General features: G+C 69.7%; 14 protein-coding genes and 1 pseudogene. 11 read left to right on the forward strand and 4 right to left on the reverse strand.

Annotated elements, in window-relative coordinates:
• The first annotated feature begins 219 nt into the window (after window positions 1-219).
• Both ACFYY2_RS26575 and ACFYY2_RS26580 read left to right on the forward strand, forming a co-directional pair.
• The gene (locus ACFYY2_RS26575) at window positions 220-1767 is read left to right on the forward strand and encodes an RNA polymerase sigma factor (protein WP_388747325.1); all 1548 of its coding nucleotides are present in this window, start codon (window positions 220-222) and stop codon (window positions 1765-1767) included.
• 154 nt (window positions 1768-1921) lie between these two features.
• Window positions 1922-2752 (forward strand): S1 family peptidase, encoded by an 831-nt coding sequence (locus ACFYY2_RS26580; protein WP_388747328.1) that lies wholly within the window; start codon window positions 1922-1924, stop codon window positions 2750-2752.
• A 106-nt stretch (window positions 2753-2858) separates the two neighbouring features.
• Here ACFYY2_RS26580 and ACFYY2_RS26585 read toward each other — a convergent pair whose 3' ends face one another.
• The gene (locus tag ACFYY2_RS26585; protein ID WP_327113740.1) at window positions 2859-3092 is read right to left on the reverse strand and encodes a hypothetical protein; all 234 of its coding nucleotides are present in this window, start codon (window positions 3090-3092) and stop codon (window positions 2859-2861) included.
• A gap of 432 nt (window positions 3093-3524) precedes the next feature.
• On the opposite strand from ACFYY2_RS26585, the gene ACFYY2_RS26590 reads away from it, so the two are divergent.
• From ACFYY2_RS26590 to ACFYY2_RS26615, 6 genes are all read left to right on the forward strand, one after another.
• Complete coding sequence (locus ACFYY2_RS26590; protein ID WP_388747334.1) at window positions 3525-5651, forward strand: type IIA DNA topoisomerase subunit B; 2127 nt, start codon at window positions 3525-3527, stop codon at window positions 5649-5651.
• A gap of 122 nt (window positions 5652-5773) precedes the next feature.
• Window positions 5774-6313: a DUF1453 domain-containing protein gene (locus ACFYY2_RS26595; protein ID WP_388747337.1), complete on the forward strand. Its 540-nt coding sequence runs from the start codon at window positions 5774-5776 to the stop codon at window positions 6311-6313.
• Window positions 6310-7473: a sensor histidine kinase gene (locus tag ACFYY2_RS26600; RefSeq protein ID WP_388747340.1), complete on the forward strand. Its 1164-nt coding sequence runs from the start codon at window positions 6310-6312 to the stop codon at window positions 7471-7473. Before ACFYY2_RS26595 ends, ACFYY2_RS26600 begins: the two co-directional genes overlap by 4 nt.
• Window positions 7470-8147, forward strand: a complete 678-nt coding sequence (locus tag ACFYY2_RS26605) for a response regulator (protein WP_388747343.1) — start codon at window positions 7470-7472, stop codon at window positions 8145-8147. The genes ACFYY2_RS26600 and ACFYY2_RS26605 overlap by 4 nt, the downstream gene beginning before the upstream one ends.
• Window positions 8148-8243: 96 nt before the next feature.
• Window positions 8244-8720, forward strand: a complete 477-nt coding sequence (locus ACFYY2_RS26610; protein ID WP_388747346.1) for a DUF485 domain-containing protein — start codon at window positions 8244-8246, stop codon at window positions 8718-8720.
• Entirely contained in the window at window positions 8717-10309 is a 1593-nt protein-coding gene (locus ACFYY2_RS26615; protein WP_388747349.1) for a cation acetate symporter, read from the forward strand. The genes ACFYY2_RS26610 and ACFYY2_RS26615 overlap by 4 nt, the downstream gene beginning before the upstream one ends.
• A 348-nt stretch (window positions 10310-10657) precedes the next feature.
• On the opposite strand, the gene ACFYY2_RS26620 is transcribed toward ACFYY2_RS26615, so the two are convergent.
• Both ACFYY2_RS26620 and ACFYY2_RS26625 read right to left on the reverse strand, forming a co-directional pair.
• Window positions 10658-11335 (reverse strand): response regulator, encoded by a 678-nt coding sequence (locus tag ACFYY2_RS26620; RefSeq protein WP_388747352.1) that lies wholly within the window; start codon window positions 11333-11335, stop codon window positions 10658-10660.
• Window positions 11332-13064: pseudogene (locus ACFYY2_RS26625) on the reverse strand (ATP-binding protein). Before ACFYY2_RS26625 ends, ACFYY2_RS26620 begins: the two are co-directional and overlap by 4 nt.
• A 276-nt stretch (window positions 13065-13340) precedes the next feature.
• Here ACFYY2_RS26625 and ACFYY2_RS26630 point away from each other — a divergent pair.
• Window positions 13341-14348 (forward strand): LacI family DNA-binding transcriptional regulator, encoded by a 1008-nt coding sequence (locus ACFYY2_RS26630; RefSeq protein WP_388747355.1) that lies wholly within the window; start codon window positions 13341-13343, stop codon window positions 14346-14348.
• 148 nt (window positions 14349-14496) lie between these two features.
• On the opposite strand, the gene ACFYY2_RS26635 is transcribed toward ACFYY2_RS26630, so the two are convergent.
• Window positions 14497-16014: a citrate/2-methylcitrate synthase gene (locus ACFYY2_RS26635; protein WP_388747358.1), complete on the reverse strand. Its 1518-nt coding sequence runs from the start codon at window positions 16012-16014 to the stop codon at window positions 14497-14499.
• A gap of 151 nt (window positions 16015-16165) precedes the next feature.
• On the opposite strand from ACFYY2_RS26635, the gene ACFYY2_RS26640 reads away from it, so the two are divergent.
• Both ACFYY2_RS26640 and ACFYY2_RS26645 read left to right on the forward strand, forming a co-directional pair.
• A complete protein-coding gene (locus ACFYY2_RS26640; RefSeq protein WP_388747361.1) occupies window positions 16166-17353 on the forward strand; it encodes a citrate synthase/methylcitrate synthase in 1188 nt (395 codons plus the stop codon).
• Window positions 17350-18525 (forward strand): CobW family GTP-binding protein, encoded by a 1176-nt coding sequence (locus tag ACFYY2_RS26645; protein ID WP_388747363.1) that lies wholly within the window; start codon window positions 17350-17352, stop codon window positions 18523-18525. The genes ACFYY2_RS26640 and ACFYY2_RS26645 overlap by 4 nt, the downstream gene beginning before the upstream one ends.
• Window positions 18526-18542: the final 17 nt, after the last annotated feature.

The following is an 18542-nucleotide window of genomic DNA, read 5'->3' on the forward strand; positions in this document are numbered from 1 at the left end:
GTGTGACTGGGGCCACGCGAATTGGGCGTAACACTCCTCGAAACAGTGCGATGACCTAAGAGGTGACCGCCGCGGAAGGAATACAGCAGCCACGTAGTGCGCTGTGCAGTTCTGAGGCCAAGCCCGCGCCGTCGGCGACATCCCCAGCCGCCGGTCGTCGGTTCCAGTCCTCTTCAGGGCCGGGCCGGAAGCCGTTTCCATCGTTCCGAGAGGTTGTTCGTGTCGGCCAGCACATCCCGTACGCTCCCGCCGGAGATCGCCGAGTCCGAGTCTGTGATGGCGCTCATCGAGCGGGGAAAGGCTGATGGGCAGATCGCCGGCGACGACGTGCGTCGGGCCTTCGAGGCTGACCAGATTCCGCCAACCCAGTGGAAGAATGTTCTGCGCAGCCTCAACCAGATCCTCGAGGAAGAGGGTGTGACGCTGATGGTCAGTGCCGCGGAGTCGCCTAAGCGCGCCCGCAAGAGCGTCGCAGCGAAGAGCCCGGTCAAGCGCACCGCCGCCAAGACAGTCGCCGCCAAGACGACCGTGACGCGGACCGTCGCGGCGTCCACCGCTCCGGCGGCCGAGAGTGCGGACGCCGCAGCGGACGACGCTGCCGTTGCCGCTCCTGCGAAGAAGACGGCAGCCAAGAAGACGGTTGCCAAGAAGACCGCCACGAAGAAGACGGCGGCGAAGAAGACCGCCGCGAAGAAGTCCGGCAAGCAGGACGACGAACTGCTCGACGGTGACGAGGCGGCCGAGGAAGTCAAGGCCGGCAAGGGTGAGGAAGAGGAGGGCGAGGGCGAGAACAAGGGCTTCGTCCTCTCCGACGACGACGAGGACGACGCGCCTGCGCAGCAGGTCGCCGTCGCCGGCGCCACGGCCGACCCGGTCAAGGACTACCTGAAGCAGATCGGAAAGGTTCCCCTCCTCAACGCCGAGCAGGAGGTCGAGCTCGCCAAGCGCATCGAGGCGGGTCTGTTCGCCGAGGACAAACTCGCCAACTCCGACAAGCTCGCGCCGAAGCTCAAGCGCGAGCTGGAGATCATCGCCGAGGACGGCCGCCGGGCCAAGAACCACCTGCTGGAGGCCAACCTCCGTCTCGTGGTCTCGCTGGCCAAGCGCTACACGGGCCGCGGCATGCTCTTCCTGGACCTCATCCAGGAGGGCAACCTCGGTCTGATCCGCGCGGTGGAGAAGTTCGACTACACCAAGGGCTACAAGTTCTCCACGTACGCCACCTGGTGGATCCGTCAGGCGATCACCCGGGCCATGGCCGACCAGGCCCGCACCATCCGTATCCCGGTGCACATGGTCGAGGTCATCAACAAGCTCGCGCGCGTGCAGCGTCAGATGCTGCAGGACCTGGGCCGTGAGCCCACGCCCGAGGAGCTGGCCAAGGAGCTCGACATGACCCCTGAGAAGGTCATCGAGGTCCAGAAGTACGGCCGTGAGCCGATTTCGCTCCACACCCCGCTGGGTGAGGACGGGGACAGCGAGTTCGGAGACCTGATCGAGGACTCCGAGGCGGTCGTGCCGGCCGACGCGGTGAGCTTCACGCTGCTCCAGGAGCAGCTGCACTCCGTGCTCGACACGCTCTCCGAGCGTGAGGCCGGCGTCGTCTCGATGCGCTTCGGCCTCACCGACGGCCAGCCGAAGACGCTCGACGAGATCGGCAAGGTCTACGGGGTGACGCGCGAGCGCATCCGCCAGATCGAGTCGAAGACGATGTCGAAGCTCCGCCACCCGTCGCGTTCGCAGGTGCTGCGCGACTACCTCGACTAGACCGCGTCGAGTACGGACAGGGTCGTCGCGTACGGACATGGGCCGGGGCCCGGAACCAGAAGAGGTTCCGGGCCCCGGCCCATGTCCGCGTGCGGCCCACGTCAATGGAGATCACGCTGAGTGGACACTGATCACCTCGGCGTAAGGAGTCTTCATGCCCCGCGTCCTCGCCCGTGTCCTGCCGGCGGCCTGCACCCTGGCGATAGCTACCGCCGTCACGCCGCTCGGCCCCCCGTCCACCGCGGCGGCTGACAGCATCATCATCGGCGGCAAACCGGCGGCGATCGCGGACACTCCGTGGGTGGTGGCCCTGTCGAGCCGTGACCGATTCGGGGGAACCCGCGCGGGCCAGTTCTGCGGCGGTGTGGCGATCGCCCCCACACAGGTGCTGACCGCTGCCCACTGTCTGAGGCAGGACGTCCTCGGGGCGGCCGTCTCGGAGATCCGAGACCTGCGGATCATCGTCGGCCGGGACGAACTGAACGGACCCGGTGGCCAGGAGATCCCGGTGCGGTCCGCATGGGCCAATCCGGCGTACGACCCCCGTACGAACGCCGGCGACCTCGCGGTGGTCACCCTGGCCCGTGCGCTGCCGGAGAGCAGTGTCATCCCGATGGCGCGAGCGGGGAGCGCGGCATACGAGCCGGGTACGGCCGCAAAGGTGTACGGCTGGGGGGACACGACCGGATACGGCACCTACGCGGCCCGGCTGCGGGCCGCCTCGGTGCGGGTGCTCCCGGACAGTGACTGCGCCCGGGCCTACCCCGGCGGCGCAAGGGGTGCGTACGACGCCTCATCGATGCTCTGCGCCGGTGACACCGCCGGGGGGCGGGATGCATGCCAGGGGGACAGCGGAGGGCCGCTGGTGGCCCGTGGGCGCCTTGTCGGGCTCGTTTCGTGGGGCAGCGGCTGCGGGAGCCCCGGAAGCCCCGGTGTGTACACGCGCGTCTCGTCGGCGATCCGGTGGATGGCCGGCCGGAGCTGACCGCCGGATCGCGTCGCGGCACATGAGAACGGGCGGCCCCCCTGCCGGGAGGCCGCCCGTCGGCCGGTCCAGGACCGGGCCCATGGCTCGTCGTGGATGCGAGGTGTCAGTGTTGTTCCTCGTCGGCGGAACTGGCCTGCACGGCAGTGAGCCGGTCCGTCTCATCCTGTATTTCCGCGGCGATCTTCTTGAGTTCCGGCTCGAACTTGCGACCATGGTGGGCGCAGAAGAGCAGTTCACCGCCGCTGATCAGGACGACGCGCAGATATGCCTGGGCGCCGCAACGGTCACAGCGGTCTGCTGCGGTCAGCGGGCTCGCGGGGGTCAGAACAGTAGTCACGTCGCCTCTTCTCTAGCTCGACGAGCTGTCGTACCAGGGTCAACATCCAACCAGGCCGAAAACGTTCCCGCTCGTGGCATTTCTTCGAAACTTCTTCTCGGGATGGCTGTCTGTCGCCGGTTGGCGGCGAATGTGCCGTATTGCGTAGCGCTACGGTTTCGCGTTGCTTGTGTGGGCCGGTCCGCCGGCTGGCGTGCCGGTTGTTCATGAGGACGTGCCCGGAGCCTAAATGGTTCATGCCTCGAAGGGAACGTGATGTGCGCGTCACTCCGACGAGTGATCGAACGCCTATGCGAGGCTGCACTAGCATAAGGATTCCCCATGGGTGGCGTTACAACCGCTCTACCAGGCCTCGGTAGGCTCTCAGCGGCCACCCAGGCCGAGCCCGATCCCCACTGGGCCCAAAATGAAATTCAGCGAGGAGCGAACCGCGTGACCGCCGATTCCGTGCCGTCCACTGCGCTGCTGACCGGAGCAGGCGGCGCAGACAGGGACAGCTCCAACTACACCGCGCGGCACCTTCTCGTCCTCGAAGGGCTCGAAGCGGTTCGTAAGCGCCCCGGAATGTACATCGGGTCCACGGACAGCCGCGGACTCATGCACTGCCTCTGGGAGATCATCGACAACTCGGTCGACGAGGCCCTGGGCGGCTACTGCGACTCCATCGAGGTCATCCTCCATGACGATTCCTCCGTCGAGGTGCGCGACAACGGCCGCGGGATCCCGGTGGACGTCGAGCCGAAGACCGGCCTCTCCGGCGTCGAGGTCGTCATGACCAAGCTGCACGCCGGCGGAAAGTTCGGGGGCGGCTCCTACGCGGCCTCGGGCGGCCTGCACGGCGTGGGCGCATCCGTCGTGAACGCGCTCTCCGCCCGGCTGGACGTCGAGGTCGACCGCAACAGCGCGACCCACTCCATCAGCTTCCGGCGCGGGGTCCCGGGCATGTTCACCGAGCAGGACCCCGACAGCCCCTTCGACCCCGCCAACGGCCTCCGCAAGGGCAAGCGGGTCCCCAAGACCCGTACCGGCACCCGCGTGCGGTACTGGGCCGACCGCCAGATCTTCCTCAAGGACGCCAAGCTCAACCTCGAGACGCTGTACCAGCGGGCCCGCCAGACCGCCTTCCTCGTCCCCGGCCTCACCATCGTCGTGCGCGACGAGCGGGGCATCGACGGCGAGGGCAAGACGGAGGAGACCTTCCGCTTCGACGGCGGTATCAGCGAGTTCTGCGAGTACCTGGCCCAGGACAAGGCCGTCTGCGACGTGCAGCGGCTCAGTGGGACCGGGACATTCAAGGAGACCGTGCCGGTGCTCGACGACCGGGGGCACATGACCGCGACGGAGGTCACCCGTGAACTGGGTGTGGACATCGCCCTCCGCTGGGGAACCGGCTACGAGACCAACGTCAAGTCCTTCGTCAACATCATCGCCACCCCCAAGGGCGGCACCCATGTGTCGGGCTTCGAACGCTCACTGACACGGACGGTCAACGAGGCACTGCGTTCCGCGAAGCTGCTGCGGGTCGCCGAGGACGACGTCGTCAAGGACGATGCCCTCGAAGGCCTCACGGCGGTCGTCACCGTGCGCCTCGCGGAGCCGCAGTTCGAAGGCCAGACCAAGGAGGTGCTGGGTACCTCCGCGGCCAATCGCATCGTCGCCAACGTGGTCGCCAAGGAACTGAAGGCGTTCCTGACGTCCACGAAGCGGGACGCCAAGGCCCAGGCCAGGGCTGTCCTGGACAAGGCCGTGGCCGCGGCCCGCACGCGCATCGCGGCCCGCCAGCACAAGGACGCCCAGCGCCGCAAGACGGCGCTCGAGTCCTCCTCGCTGCCGGCCAAGCTCGCCGACTGCCGCAGTGACGACGTCGAGCGCAGCGAGCTCTTCATCGTCGAGGGCGACTCGGCGCTCGGCACCGCGAAGCTGGCTCGCAACAGCGAGTTCCAGGCGCTGCTGCCCATCCGCGGAAAGATCCTCAACGTCCAGAAGTCGTCCGTCTCGGACATGCTGAAGAACGCGGAGTGCGGCGCCATCATCCAGGTCATAGGAGCTGGATCCGGCCGCACGTTCGACATCGATGCCGCACGCTACGGCAAGGTGATCATGATGACGGACGCCGACGTCGACGGATCGCACATCCGCACCCTGCTGCTCACGCTCTTCCAGCGCTACATGCGGCCCATGGTCGAGGCGGGGAGGGTCTTCGCGGCCGTGCCCCCGCTGCACCGGATCGAGCTGGTCCAGCCCAAGAAGGGCCAGGACAAGTACATCTACACGTACTCCGACAACGAGCTCCGCCAGACGCTGCTGGAGCTGCAGCGGAAGAACGTCCGGATCAAGGAATCGATCCAGCGGTACAAGGGCCTCGGCGAGATGGACGCGGACCAGCTGGCGGAGACCACGATGGACCCGCGCCACCGCACCCTGCGGCGCATCAACATCGGGGACCTGGAATCGTCCGAGCAGGTCTTCGACCTCCTGATGGGCAACGAGGTCGCGCCCCGCAAGGAGTTCATCACGAGCTCGGCGGCCACACTGGACCGGTCGCGGATCGACGTCTGACACTCTCCACCCGTGGGTGGAGAGTGCTTCTCCACTCACGGTCAACCCCTGGGCCGATCCCATGATCGCCGGGCCTCCGTAGCGTCGAAGACAACACTTCTTCACGTCTCCCGGAGGCAGCCATGTCACGGCTCTTCGACGTTCTGGTGATCTGCGCGGTCCTCGCGCTTCTCGTCGCGCGCCAGTTCTCGGCCCAGCGGGTCGGTGACGAGAGGCGCTGGTGGGTGCTGCCGGCCGTGTTGACGTTCGTCGCCCTGAAGAGCGACGGCGTCATCGACCCTCACCATGAAGCGATCTCCGGCGCGATGCTCGGCGCGGGACTGCTGGTGGGGCTGATCACCGGTGCCGGGTGGGGATGGACCGCTCGGCTGTGGCAGGAGCCCGACGCGTCGGTCTGGAGCCGTGGGACCAGGGCCACCCTCTTCATATGGGCCGGGGGCATGGGCCTGCGGGTGTCCCTCGCGGCCGCCGCCCTCGCCCTGGGGATACACCAGGGCACGCCGGCCCTGCTCGTGTCGCTGGCGGCCATGCTGCTGGCCCGCAGCGGCGTGCTGGTCCTGCGGACCCGGAGTCTGCGCGAGCAGTACGGTGACGCAGTCGCTGTCGCAGCGGGCGTCATGCCTCCGACGCCCGCGCAGAGCATGGGGAAGGGCCGCGCGTGATGCGGAGTACGTGGACGGACTGGCCGTCCCGGGAAGCTCTCAGCAAGGCGCCCCAGGCCCGCAGCCGGGCGATGATCGCGCGGTTCGTGTGGAGCGCGGTGCTGATCGGTCTCCTCTGGTCAGCCTTCTCGGACGGCCGGTTCGCGCTGTGGCAGATCGCGATCGGCCTGCTGCTGACGGCAGGCTGTGCCATGGCGGGCAGGACGTTCTTCCGCACCACCAGGGAACACCGGCTGTGGCCGTCCCTCGGGTTGCTCGTTTTGCTGATCACGGTGGCGTTCGGGGCTCTGGAAGCCGGTGCGGGCGCACTCGCGGTGGCGTTGTGGTGCGGTTGTGCCGTGATCGCGCTGGAACGCCTCCCGCTCTCCGCCGGGGTACCCCTCACGGCAGTGGCGCTCGTCGCTTACGCGGTCGTGAAGCAGGACGGCTGGCTGACCACTGTCATCACCACGGGCAGTCTGTGCCTGGGCGGATACGTACTGCGACTCGACGCGGAGGCCCGTGGCAGTTCCCGGAGGCTCCTCGCCCAGGAAAGGGCCGCTCGTAAGGCAGAGGCAGGGGCAGCCGCCCTGGCGGAGAGGTCCAGGATCGCCCGCGAGATCCACGACGTACTGGCCCACAGTCTCTCCGCGCAACTGGTGCATCTGGAGGCGGCCAGGCTGCTGATCGAGCGGGAGCCTGCCGGGCCGTTCCGTGATCAGGTGCTGGCGAGGGTGGTGGCCGCCCGGGCCATGGCGGGTGAGGGTCTCGCCGAAACGCGCCAGGCTCTGTCCGCATTGCGTGGGGAGATGACTCCGGTGGAGGAGTTCCTGAAGCAACTGGTCGCCGGTGAGCCGGCCGAGGTGTCTGTGGCAGGGGAGCGCCGGGAGCTCACCGCGGAGGCGTCGCAGACGGTCCGCAGGGTCGCTCAGGAGGCGCTGACGAACACCCGGAAGCACGCCCCCGGGGCGGCCGTGTTCGTCCGCCTCGAGTACGGGCCGGAGACCGTGGTACTGGAGGTCCGGGATGCCGGGGGCAACCGTTCGGGTGGGGATCTCGCTGACAGTGGGTCCGGTTACGGTCTTCTCGGGATGAGAGAGCGCGCCGAGCTGCTCGGCGGCACCCTGGAGGCAGGGCCGGACGAGGAGGGGTTCGTGGTGAGTCTGCGGGTTCCCGCGTGACCGCGCGGGTGGTGGTCGCCGACGACCAGTCGGTGGTCCGCGAGGGCATCGTCATGCTGCTGGGACTGCTGCCCGGGATCGAGGTCGTCGGGGCTGCCAAGGACGGGGAGGAAGCAGTCGCCCTCGTCGAGGAGAAAGCGCCCGACGTGGTCCTGATGGATCTCCGGATGCCGAGATGCGATGGGGTCGAGGCGACGCGTCGCATCCGCCGTGAGCATCCGCGCACCCAGGTGGTGGTCCTTACGACCTTCGCCGACGACGACTCGCTGTTCACCGCTCTGCAGGCGGGCGCTCGTGGCTATCTGACCAAGGACGCCCGCGGCGAGGAGATCGCGCAGGCCATCCAGGCGGTGCTGTCCGGTGAGGCGGGGCTCTCACCGAAGGTGCAGCGCAGGTTGCTCGAGCGGGTCACCGCCCAGGCCGCCGTGTCGGGTTCTGCGGTCCCGTCCGAACTGCCCGACGGGATCACGCCCCGCGAGGCCGAGGTGCTGATCCTCATCGCGGACGGGCTCTCCAACGCGGAGATCGCTCGCACCCTCCACATCTCGCGGGCCACGGTGAAGACGCACATCAACAATCTCTTCGCCAAGACGGGAGCGCGCGACAGAACAGGGGCGGTGCGCTATGCGTACGGCAGGGGGATCGCACACCCACCCGGGACTTCCGTCACCTGAAATGGTGAAGCACGGCGAATGAAGTGCCCGGGATCTTCCCGATCTGCCCATTCTTGGCTACGCGGCCGAAAAGGCTCGTGGACAAGGGAGTTGTTGGTGGAGAAGGAAGCAGGGCCGGACGCCGCAGGACTGCGGCTCGACGACCCGTGGTACGAGGCGCCGGCCGCCGGGTGGGGCGAGCCGGACGGCGCGGGAGGCAGTGCGGCCGGGGACGGCTGGTCCCATGCGGGGGCACGGCAGGAGTACAGCGCGGCCGAGATCTATCTGGAGGTGCAGAACAGTCCGGCCTTTCGCGAAGTGCGGCGCCGGTACCGGCGGTTCGTGGTTCCCGCGGCTGCCGCGTTCCTGCTCTGGTACCTCGCCTATGTCATCGCGGCCACCACGGCTCACGACCTGATGGCGCGCCCCGTGGCCGGGGCGCTCAACGTCGCGATGGTGGCAGGGCTGGGGCAGTTCCTCACGACCTTCCTCCTTACCTGGGCGTACGCGCGGCACGCGCGGTTGCACCGGGACCGGGCGGCGTTGGAACTGCGTTGGGAGACCCAGGAGATGACAAGAGGGATCAGCCGGTGAGCGGGAACCACCAGACGCTGGCGCTGCTGCTGTTCAGCGTGTTCATCGCCGTCACACTCGGCATCACGACGTGGGTGAGCCGGAATCGGCAGGGTTCGGCGGAGGAGTTCTACGCCGGAGGCCGACTGTTCTCACCCATGGAGAACGGATTCGCCATCGCCGGGGACTACATGTCCGCCGCCTCCTTCCTCGGGATCTCCGGGCTGATCGCGCTCTTCGGCTACGACGGCATGCTCTACTCGGTGGGCTTCCTCGTGGCCTGGTTGGTCGTCCTGCTGCTGGTGGCGGAACTCGTGCGCAACTGCGGGCGTTTCACGCTCGCGGACGTGGTCGCCGCCCGTATGGCGGAGCGCCCCGTGCGTACGGCGGTGGGGGCGTCGTCCGTCACCGTCTCGGTGCTGTACCTCGTGGCACAGATGGTGGGCGCGGGTAGCCTCGTCGCGCTGCTGCTCGGCGGTACGAGCGACACCGCCCGGTCCTGGACGGTGGTCGGAGTCGGTGCGCTCATGGTGGTCTATGTGTCCCTCGGCGGCATGCGTGCCACGACGTGGATCCAGATCGTCAAGGCCGTCCTGCTCATGGCCGGGGCCGTGGCACTCACGGTTCTCGTCCTCGTGCACTTCCGAGGGGACTTCAACGCCCTCCTCACCGCCGCCGCCGACCGCAGTGGTCACGGCAAGGACTTCCTCGCTCCGGGGCTCAGGTACGGCGGCAGCTGGACCGCGCGCTTCGACTTCATCAGCCTCGGCCTGGCACTCGTCCTCGGGACGGCGGGCCTGCCGCACATCCTGTCGCGCTTCTACACCGTGCCGACGGCGCGGGCGGCCCGTCGCTCCGTCGTCTGGTCCATCGGCCTGATCGGCAGCTTCTACCTGATGACGATCGTGCTCGGCTTCGGAGCCGCCGCGCTCGTGGGCTCGGCCGACGTCCGTGCGTCGAACACCTCCGGGAACACGGCGGTTCCCCTCCTGGCACTCGTCCTGGGAGGCGGCGAGGGCTCTACGGGAGGCACGGTGCTCTTCGCCGTCGTCGCCGCGATCGCCTTCGCCACGATCCTCGCCGTCGTGGCCGGTATCACCCTCGCGTCCTCCGCCTCGGTCGCCCACGATCTCTACGCCTCGTTCCGGCGGCCAGGTGCCAAGCAGCGCAGTGAGGTAGGCGTGGCAAGGGTGGCGGCGGCCGGCGTCGGGGTGGTGGCCATCGCGCTGGGTCTCCTCGCGCAGAACCTGAACGTCGCCTTCCTGGTGGGGCTGGCTTTCGCGGTCGCTGCTTCCGCCAATCTCCCGGCGCTGCTCTACTCGCTGTTCTGGCGGAACTTCACCACCCGGGGAGCGGTCTGGGCGGTGTACGGCGGACTGGTCCCGGCGATCCTGCTCGTTCTGCTCTCGCCGGTCGTCAGCGGGGGGCCGGCCTCACTCCTCCCGGGCGTGGACTTCGCGGTGTTCCCGCTGGAGAACCCCGGACTGGTGTCCATCCCTGCCGGATTCCTGGCGGGCTGGATCGGCACCGTCACGTCCTCCGAACCTCCGGACACGGCGAAGCACGCGGAGACGGAGGTCCGGGCGCTCACCGGAGCGGGTGCGGCGTAGCCCCGACCGGTGGTGTGGGTGGCGGAGCCGGTGCCGGTGCGGTGCTGGTTTCGTGGCCTTGGCTCGGCGCTGTTGGCTCCGGAGGCCCGGAGCCCCAGCCAGGCACATGCCCCGCGCCCCATGCCCGTGTGTGCGCTGCCTGCGGTTCCGGGCGCCCCGGATAGGGCGCCCGGAACCGCAGGCAGCGCAATCGCCGGCCACCCGCCCGGCGGTGCTGCGCGTCCTTGACGGGGCGCCTGACCGACCGTGCTCCGACCGGCCGTGGCGCCTGAGCGTCTGCACCGCCGTTATGCGCCGCGTGTACATCAGCAGACGTCGGCAGACTTCAGGAGTCCGTTCCGGCGGAGCTCAGGAGTCCGTGGCCCAGGTGTACCGGTGCTCTGGGCGGCCCGTCTCGCCGTACTTCAGGGACAGCCGTACCCGGCCGGTGCGCTCCAACAGCTTGAGGTAGCGCTGGGCCGTCTGCCTGCTCATACCGGCGCCGTCCGCGATCTCCTGAGCGGACAGCGGCCCGGCGGCCGAGCGAAGCGACTGACGGACGAGTTCCGCGGTCGTCGCCGAGTGCCCCTTCGGCAGACCTGATTCGCCCGTGGCCCACAGAGCGCCGAACAAGCGGTCCACCTCGGTCTGTTCGGCCTCGCCACCGCCCTCGAAGGTGCGGCGCAGCGCCGCGTACGCCTCCAGCTTGGTGCGGAGCCCGGCGTACGCGAACGGCTTCACCAGGTACTGAAGTGCACCGTGGCGCATCGCTGCCTGGACGGTCGCGACGTCGCGGGCCGCGGTCACCATGATCACGTCCGCCTGGTGGCCCAGCTCACGCAACTCCCGTACCACGGCCAGGCCGTCGCGATCCGGCAGGTAGTGGTCGAGCAGGATCAGGTCGACCGGCATCTCCCCGACCCGGGCGAGAGCCTCGGCCGCGGAATGTGCCACGGCGGCCACGCGGAAGCCGGGCACCTTGGCGGCGTAGGCCGCGTTGATGCGGGCCACCCTTACGTCGTCGTCCACGACGAGGACCTCGATCACAGGGCTTCTCCAGACTTCGCGGACGGTGTGTGAACCGACGGGCCGCACGGATCAGGGATGTCCGTTCCGACCTGCGCAGCCGCCGGTCCCGGCCCGGGTTCCGGTCCCGGTGGCGTTTCGCGGAGCGCTTCGGGGAGAACGACGGTGAACACCGCCCCGCCCTCGTCGGCGTCCGTCACGGAGACGCTGCCCCCCTGTCGCTCCGCGAACCGGCGTACCAGGGGCAATCCCAGGCCTCGTTTGCCGTGGGCGGGAACCTCCTTGGTCGACCAGCCCTCGGTGAAGATGCGTTCCCGGTCATCCGCAGCCACACCCGGCCCGCTGTCGTGCACCCGCAGTACGGCGGTGCGGCCCTCGGCGCGCAGCCCGACCTCGATCCGGGCACCGGTGGACCCGGAAGCCGCGTCCAGGGCGTTGTCCACGAGGTTGCCCAGGACCGTGACCAGGCCGCGTGGGTCCACCAGCCGGTCCGGCAGCAATGACCCCGGCGCCATCCGCAGGGCGACACCCCGCTCAGCGGCCACGGTCGTCTTGCCGACCAGGAGCGAGGCCAGCAGAGGGTCGTGCACCTTCTCGGTGACCTGCTCGGCCGTGGCCCGGTGGACGCCGACGACTTCCGTGACGAACTCCATCGCGTCCTCGTGCATCTCCAGTTCCAGGAGCCCCAGGAGCGTGTGCAGGCGGTTCGCGTGCTCGTGGTCCTGGGCGCGGAGCGCGTCGATGAGGCCGTGGGTGGAGTCGAGTTCACGCCCGAGGTACTCCAGCTCCGTACGGTCGCGCAGCGTGGCGACGGCCCCGCCGTCGTCGGTCGGCATCCGGTTGGCGAGGAGCACCCGGCTGCCGCGTACGGTCACCAGGTCGTCGCCGACGACCCTCCCTGCCAGTACGTCGGCGGTCCGGCCCGCACCTAGAGCCTCTTCGAGCTGCTTGCCCGCGGCGTCCGGGCCGAGGCCGAGCAGACGCTGGGCCTCGTCGTTCAGGAGCCTGATGTGCCCGGTGCGGTCCAGCGCGACGACGCCCTCACGGATGCTGTGGAGCATGGCCTCACGTTCCGTCAGCAGCGCTGAGATGTCGGAGAACGCCAGGTCGTGGGTCTGCCTCTGGAGGCGCCGGGAGATCAGGTACGCGGCAAGGGCGCCCACGGCCAGTGCCCCCCGGCGTAGGCGAGCAGAACCGGGATCACGGAGAGCAGCCGGGCGCGAACGCTGTCGTACGCGATGCCGACCGAGACGGCCCCGACCACACGGTCCGATCCGTCGCGCAGCGGCACCTTGCCGCGCGCGGACCGGCCGAGGGTTCCGCTGTCGATCTCCATCACCGACCTGCCGGCGAGCGCGCTGCTGGGATCGGTCGAGACGATGCCGCCGATGCGGGAGACATCAGTGTGGGACCAGCGCACCCCGTGCAGGTCCATGACCACGACGTATTCGGCACCGGTCGACCGTCGGATCCGTTCGGCCGCGGACTGCACCGGGCCGTGCGCGCTCGCTTCGCTGGTGAGCAGGGCCTCGGCGATCTGCGGCTGCGCGGCCGTGCTCTGCGCGATGGCCAGGGCGCGTCGCATGGCCTGGTCGTCGAGCTGCGCACTGAGCGGCGCCAGGAAGAGCCCGGTGGCGAGAACGGTGACGCCGGTGATGATGGCCAGCTGCATCAGGAGGACCTGCGAGAAGACCCGTCTCGGCCGGCCGAACCGGCGCTGTCCCCGCGGGGTGGTCGGTGGGGCGCTCATCGTACGAACGGTAGATGCCGAACGCGGCCTTCCCGAAATCTGCACGGTTCGGTCGCTGGAGCTGGAGCTGGAGCTGGAGCTGGAGCCGGAGCCGGAGCCGGAGTCAGAGCCGGCGCCGGCTCCAGCGCCGGTGGACCGAAACGGTGGCCCGTCCGCCCGGTTCGTCCGAACACCGGCGCACCGGGGCCCTTGCCTTCGGGAGTCGCGTCTGTGAGCGTTCTATGGGCATCCGACTCCACGCAATCTGTTTGCGCTTCTTGCGCTAATCTTGCGTTCATGACGCGACGACTTGCTCAGGTTGCCAAGAAAGTAGGAGTCAGCGAGGCCACGGTCAGCCGCGTGCTGAACGGCAAGCCGGGTGTCTCCGACGCCACACGGCAAGCCGTCCTCTCCGCCCTCGACGTCCTCGGATACGAACGTCCCACGCAACTCCGCGGAGAGCGGGCCCGACTGGTCGGACTGGTCCTGCCGGAACTGCAGAACCCCATCTTCCCGGCCTTCGCCGAAGTCGTCGGCGGCGCGCTCGCCCAACAGGGGCTGACGCCGGTCCTCTGCACGCAGACCAAGGGCGGTGTCTCGGAGGCCGACTACGTCGAGTTGTTGCTCCAGCAGCAGGTGTCCGGAGTCGTGTTCGCGGGTGGGCTCTACGCCCAGGCCGACGCGCCCCACGACCACTACAAGGTGCTGGCCGACCGCAAGATCCCGGTCGTGCTGATCAACGCCGCCATAGCGCGCCTCGGCTTCCCCGCGGTCTCGTGCGACGACTCGGTGGCCGTCGAACAGGCCTGGCGCCATCTCGTCTCCCTGGGGCACGAGAAGATCGGGTTCGTCCTCGGCCCGGCCGATCACGTGCCCTCCCAGCGCAAGCTGGCCGCCGCCCGAGCGCTGGCCGAGCAGTCGGGGGTCACCATCCCGGACGAGTGGGTGGCGCGGGCCATGTTCTCGCTGGAGGGCGGCCAGGCCGCGGCCATGCGGCTGCTCGACCACGGCGTCACCGGCATCATCTGTGCCAGTGACCCGCTGGCTCTCGGAGCGGTGCGCGCGGCGCGGCGCCGCGGACTGTCCGTTCCCGGTGACGTCTCCGTCGTGGGCTACGACGATTCTGCGTTCATGAACTGCACCGAGCCGCCCCTGACCACGGTGCGACAGCCGATCGAGGCCATGGGGCGGGCGGCCGTCGAGCTGCTTTCCGTGCAGATCGCCGGGCGTACGGTGCCGTCCGACGAGCTCCTGTTCGAGCCGGAACTGGTGGTCCGCGGGTCCACGACCCGCCCGCCCCGGTAGCGCACAGGAGAGAATTGCCGTCGGCTGTAGCTAATTTGCGGTGACGGGGTCGACAGTCGCGCTGCCGAGTCGTGCAGCGCGGCCGACGCCGCGCCCGGAGTCGTACGACGACCGCGTCGCCGGCTGCCACGCCGTCGTACGGCGGTGCCTACTCGGCGTCCGGTACGGACGGCAGGGGAGTCGGCAGGGGGCGGGGTGGGCGCGGCCCGCAGTACTGCCCGCTGGGACGCATGCGCAGCGGACGTTCCGCGTACTCCTCCATGGCGTGGGCGATCCAGCCGACCGTGCGGGACACCGCGAACACGGTCTCGCCCGCCTCTCCTGTCATGCCGGAGGACACCGAGAGCACGGCGAGCGCCAGGTCGATGTTGGCGTGCAGGGGAGTGTGGCGGGCCGTGGTGGTGATGACGTCGCGAGCCGCCGTGAGTGCGGCCTCCGCCTGGGGCACGCTCTCCAGCAGTGTGAAGAGCAGTCGCGCCCGTGGGTCCTCGCCCGTGTAGAGCTTGTGGCCGAGTCCCGGGATCGGGCGGCCCGCCCGCAGGTGGTCGGCGACCACCGGTGCCGCGCTGCCCCGCTCCACGACCTCGGCCAGCATGCGGTGGGCCAGCCCGCTCGCGGCACCGTGCAGGGGCCCCTCCAGGACGCCGAGGCCGGCGGAGACCACGGCGTACGGATGCGCGTGCGTCGACGCGGCGACCCGTGCTGCCAGGGTCGAAGCCGCCAGATCGTGGTCGGCCAGCAGCGCGAGCGCGGTGTCCAACACGTCCAGCGAGGCCGCGTCCACGGGCCGGCCCGAGAGCTTCCGCCACAGCCGGTGGGCCAGCGATTCACCCGCACCGTCCTCCTTGCCGAAGGCACTCTCCTGCGCCTGCTGCACATCCTGTGCCTCCTGCGAACCGACGGCGGGCTCCGGCCCGGCCGAGGCCGGGCCTGCCTCGGCCGCATCGGGCAGCGCCCCGACCAGGGTGGGGACCAGGTTGCGCGCGCAGTCGAGGACCCCCTGGGCGGAGAGATCGAACCGCAAGGGGTCGGCGGCCGCCGCCGCGGCGACCGCCGCTCGCAGCCTGTCCGTGGAGCTGCTGTGCCGGGGCAGCGCGGCGGCCGTACGCCGGGCGGCGGCCAGTGAGTCGGGGGCGGCGGCGAATCGGATGCCGGGGTGCAGCTCGCCGGTCCAGATCCACTCGGCGACCTCCTCGAAGCCGTAATGGCGAGCGAGCTGCGTGGCGTCGACGCCACGGAAGAAGTACCGGTCCGGCTCGATGAGCGTGAGGCCTGTGCGGAAGACCAGATCACCGGCCGCTGCAGTGGCCGGGTCCCTGCGCCCGGTCCGGCGGGCCAACGCCTCCACCTGTGCGGCATCGAGCGTGCTGCCGCGTCCGCCGGGAGTGCGCCTGCTGGTGAGCTGTCCGCGGCTCACGTACGCGTAGACGGTCTCGGGCTTGACCCCCAGCAGGTCCGCGGCCTCGCGGGTGGTGAGCCTGCCACCCCGGCCCGACGCTCCGGCGTCCGGCCCGGAGTCCGTTTCCCCGATGTCCGACCCGAAGCCAGCTCCCGACGACTCACGGCCGGCGCCCGTTCCCCGTGCCTCCCGGCTCAGGTCGGCCTCCCGGCTCACACCGGCCTCGCGTTCATCGCCGGCGGCTCCATGGACTGGCTCATGCGTCATGACATCACCGTACCCGTGCCTGTCCATGTCTCATCCATGTTCAGTCACGAGGAATCCGGTCCTGATGTTGATTCAATCAACATTGACGACATTGCCGTCAACCTTGGACAGTGGAATCAATGCACGACCTCCCAGCGGAAAGAGATCTGCCATGCCTTCCACGCGTACGGAAACCACCTCGCTCGACGTGCCCCGCGGGCTCGCCGGTGTGATCGTCACCGACACCGCTCTCGGCGACGTACGCGGCCGCGAGGGCTTCTACCACTACCGGCACTACTCGGCGATCGAGCTGGCGGCGAGCCGCAGCTTCGAGGACGTCTGGTACCTGATGTTCCACGGGGAGCTTCCCGCCCCGGCCGCCGCCGAGGAATTCGCCGCGCGTACCGCGGGCCTGCGCCGCCTGCCCGCGGAGGTGCGGGAGGCGCTGCCGTCCATCGCCCGCGCCGGAGCGGTCTCCGGTCCGCTCGCCGGGCTCCGTACCGCGCTCTCGCTCCTCGGCGCGACCGCCGGTTTCCGTCCGGTGTACGACATCGGCGCCGACCGCCGCCGGGACGACGCGCTCGCCGTGTGTGCCGTGGTTCCCACCCTGCTGACCGCTCTGTACCGCCTCGGCGCCGGCCTCGAACCGGTCGAGCCGCGCGACGACCTGCCGTTCGCCGCGAACTACCTGTACATGCTCACCGGCGAGGAGCCGGACGCCGCGCGGGCCTCGGCGGTCGAGCGCTACCTGATCTCCACGATCGATCACGGCTTCAACGCCTCCACGTTCACCGCGAGGGTGATCGCCTCCACCGGCGCGGACGTCGCCGCCTGTCTGGTCGGGGCCGTGGGCGCGCTCTCCGGGCCGCTGCACGGCGGCGCCCCCAGCCGGGCGCTGGACACCCTCGACGCCATCGGCAGCCCCGACCGCATCGACGGCTGGATCCGGGAACGGGTCCTCGCGGGGGAGCGGATCATGGGGTTCGGGCACCCCGTCTATCGCACCGAGGACCCGCGTTCCCGCATGCTGCGGTCGATCGCGCAGGGGTTCGGGGGACCGCTGGCCGACTTCGCGGTCGAGGTCGAGCAGCAGGTCGAGGCGATTCTCGCCGAGCTCAAGCCCGGGCGTGAGCTGCACACGAACGTCGAGTTCTACGCCGGTGTCGTCATGGAGCTCTGCGGGCTTCCCCGTGAGATGTTCACGCCCACCTTCTGTGCCGCGCGCATGGTCGGCTGGAGCGCCAATATCCTGGAGCAGGCGCAGGACCCGAAGATCATCCGACCGGCGGCCCGCTATGTCGGGACCCCGCCGCCGCGCCCCGTACCGGCGCTCCGGCCGACCCAGGAAGGCACCAGTTGACCCCGCCCCACGCCTCGCAGATCCCGGTCGTCGTCCTGGCGGGGTTCCTCGGCTCCGGTAAGACGACGCTGCTCAACCATCTGCTGCGCAACAGGTCGGGCAACCGGATCGGCGTGATCGTCAACGACTTCGGATCCATCGAGATCGATGCCATGACGGTCGCCGGTCACGTCGGGGCCACGGTGTCCCTCGGCAACGGCTGCCTGTGCTGCGCGGTCGACGCGAGCGAACTCGACACCTTCCTGGAGAAGCTCACCCGGCCGAGCGCCCGACTCGACGTGATCGTGATCGAGGCCAGCGGCCTGGCCGAGCCGCAGGAACTCGTGCGCATGCTGCTGGCCAGCGACAACCCCCACATCAGGTACGGAGGGCTGGTCGAGGTTGTCGACGCCGCCGAATTCCCGGCGACCAGGACGCGCCACCCCGAGATCGACCGTCACCTCGCCGTCGCCGACCTGATCGTGCTGAACAAGACCGACCGGGTGACGGAAGCGGACCTGAGCGAGGTGCGGGGTGCCGTCGGTGAGGCCGGTGGCAGGGCGGCCGTGATCAGCGCCGTCTACGGCAGAATCGACCCCGAGCTCCTCTTCGACCCCGCCCTCGCGCCGGACGAGGGCGAGATCGCGCGGCAGCTGACCTTCGAGGATCTGCTTCCCGAGGCGGACCGTACGCACGAGGCCCATCTGCACGCGGCGTACGAGAGCGTCTCCTTCACCACGGAACTGCCGCTCAGCCCCCGCAGGTTCATGGAGTTCCTCGACTCCCGGCGGGCCGGGCTCTACCGCATCAAGGGCTTCGCCGACTTCGGCGCGGGTGATCCGCGCAACCGTTACGCCCTGCATGCCGTCGGCGGGTTCCTGCGTTTCGTCCCGCAGGCGTGGCCCCGGCATGAGCCCCGGCGGACCCAACTGGTGCTGATCGGGTCCGGCATCGACGCCGAGGCGCTCCACAAGCAGCTTGAGGGGTGCCGCGAGGAGCCGCGCAACGCCCTCGACGGGCGGCAGGACACCGACGCCGCCGACCGGGTACCGCAGGACACCGACGCCGCCGACCGGGAACGGCAGGACACCGCCGCCGCCCGGGTGCCGCAGGACACCGACGCCGCCGACGAGCTGGAACGCAGCATGTGGGGCGTCCTGCGCTATGTGCGGCAGCCGGACGGCGGGGCCTGAGGGCTTACCCCGGTCCC

It is taken from the genome of Streptomyces sp. NPDC001822, from assembly GCF_042892135.1.
Lineage (GTDB): Bacteria > Actinomycetota > Actinomycetes > Streptomycetales > Streptomycetaceae > Streptomyces.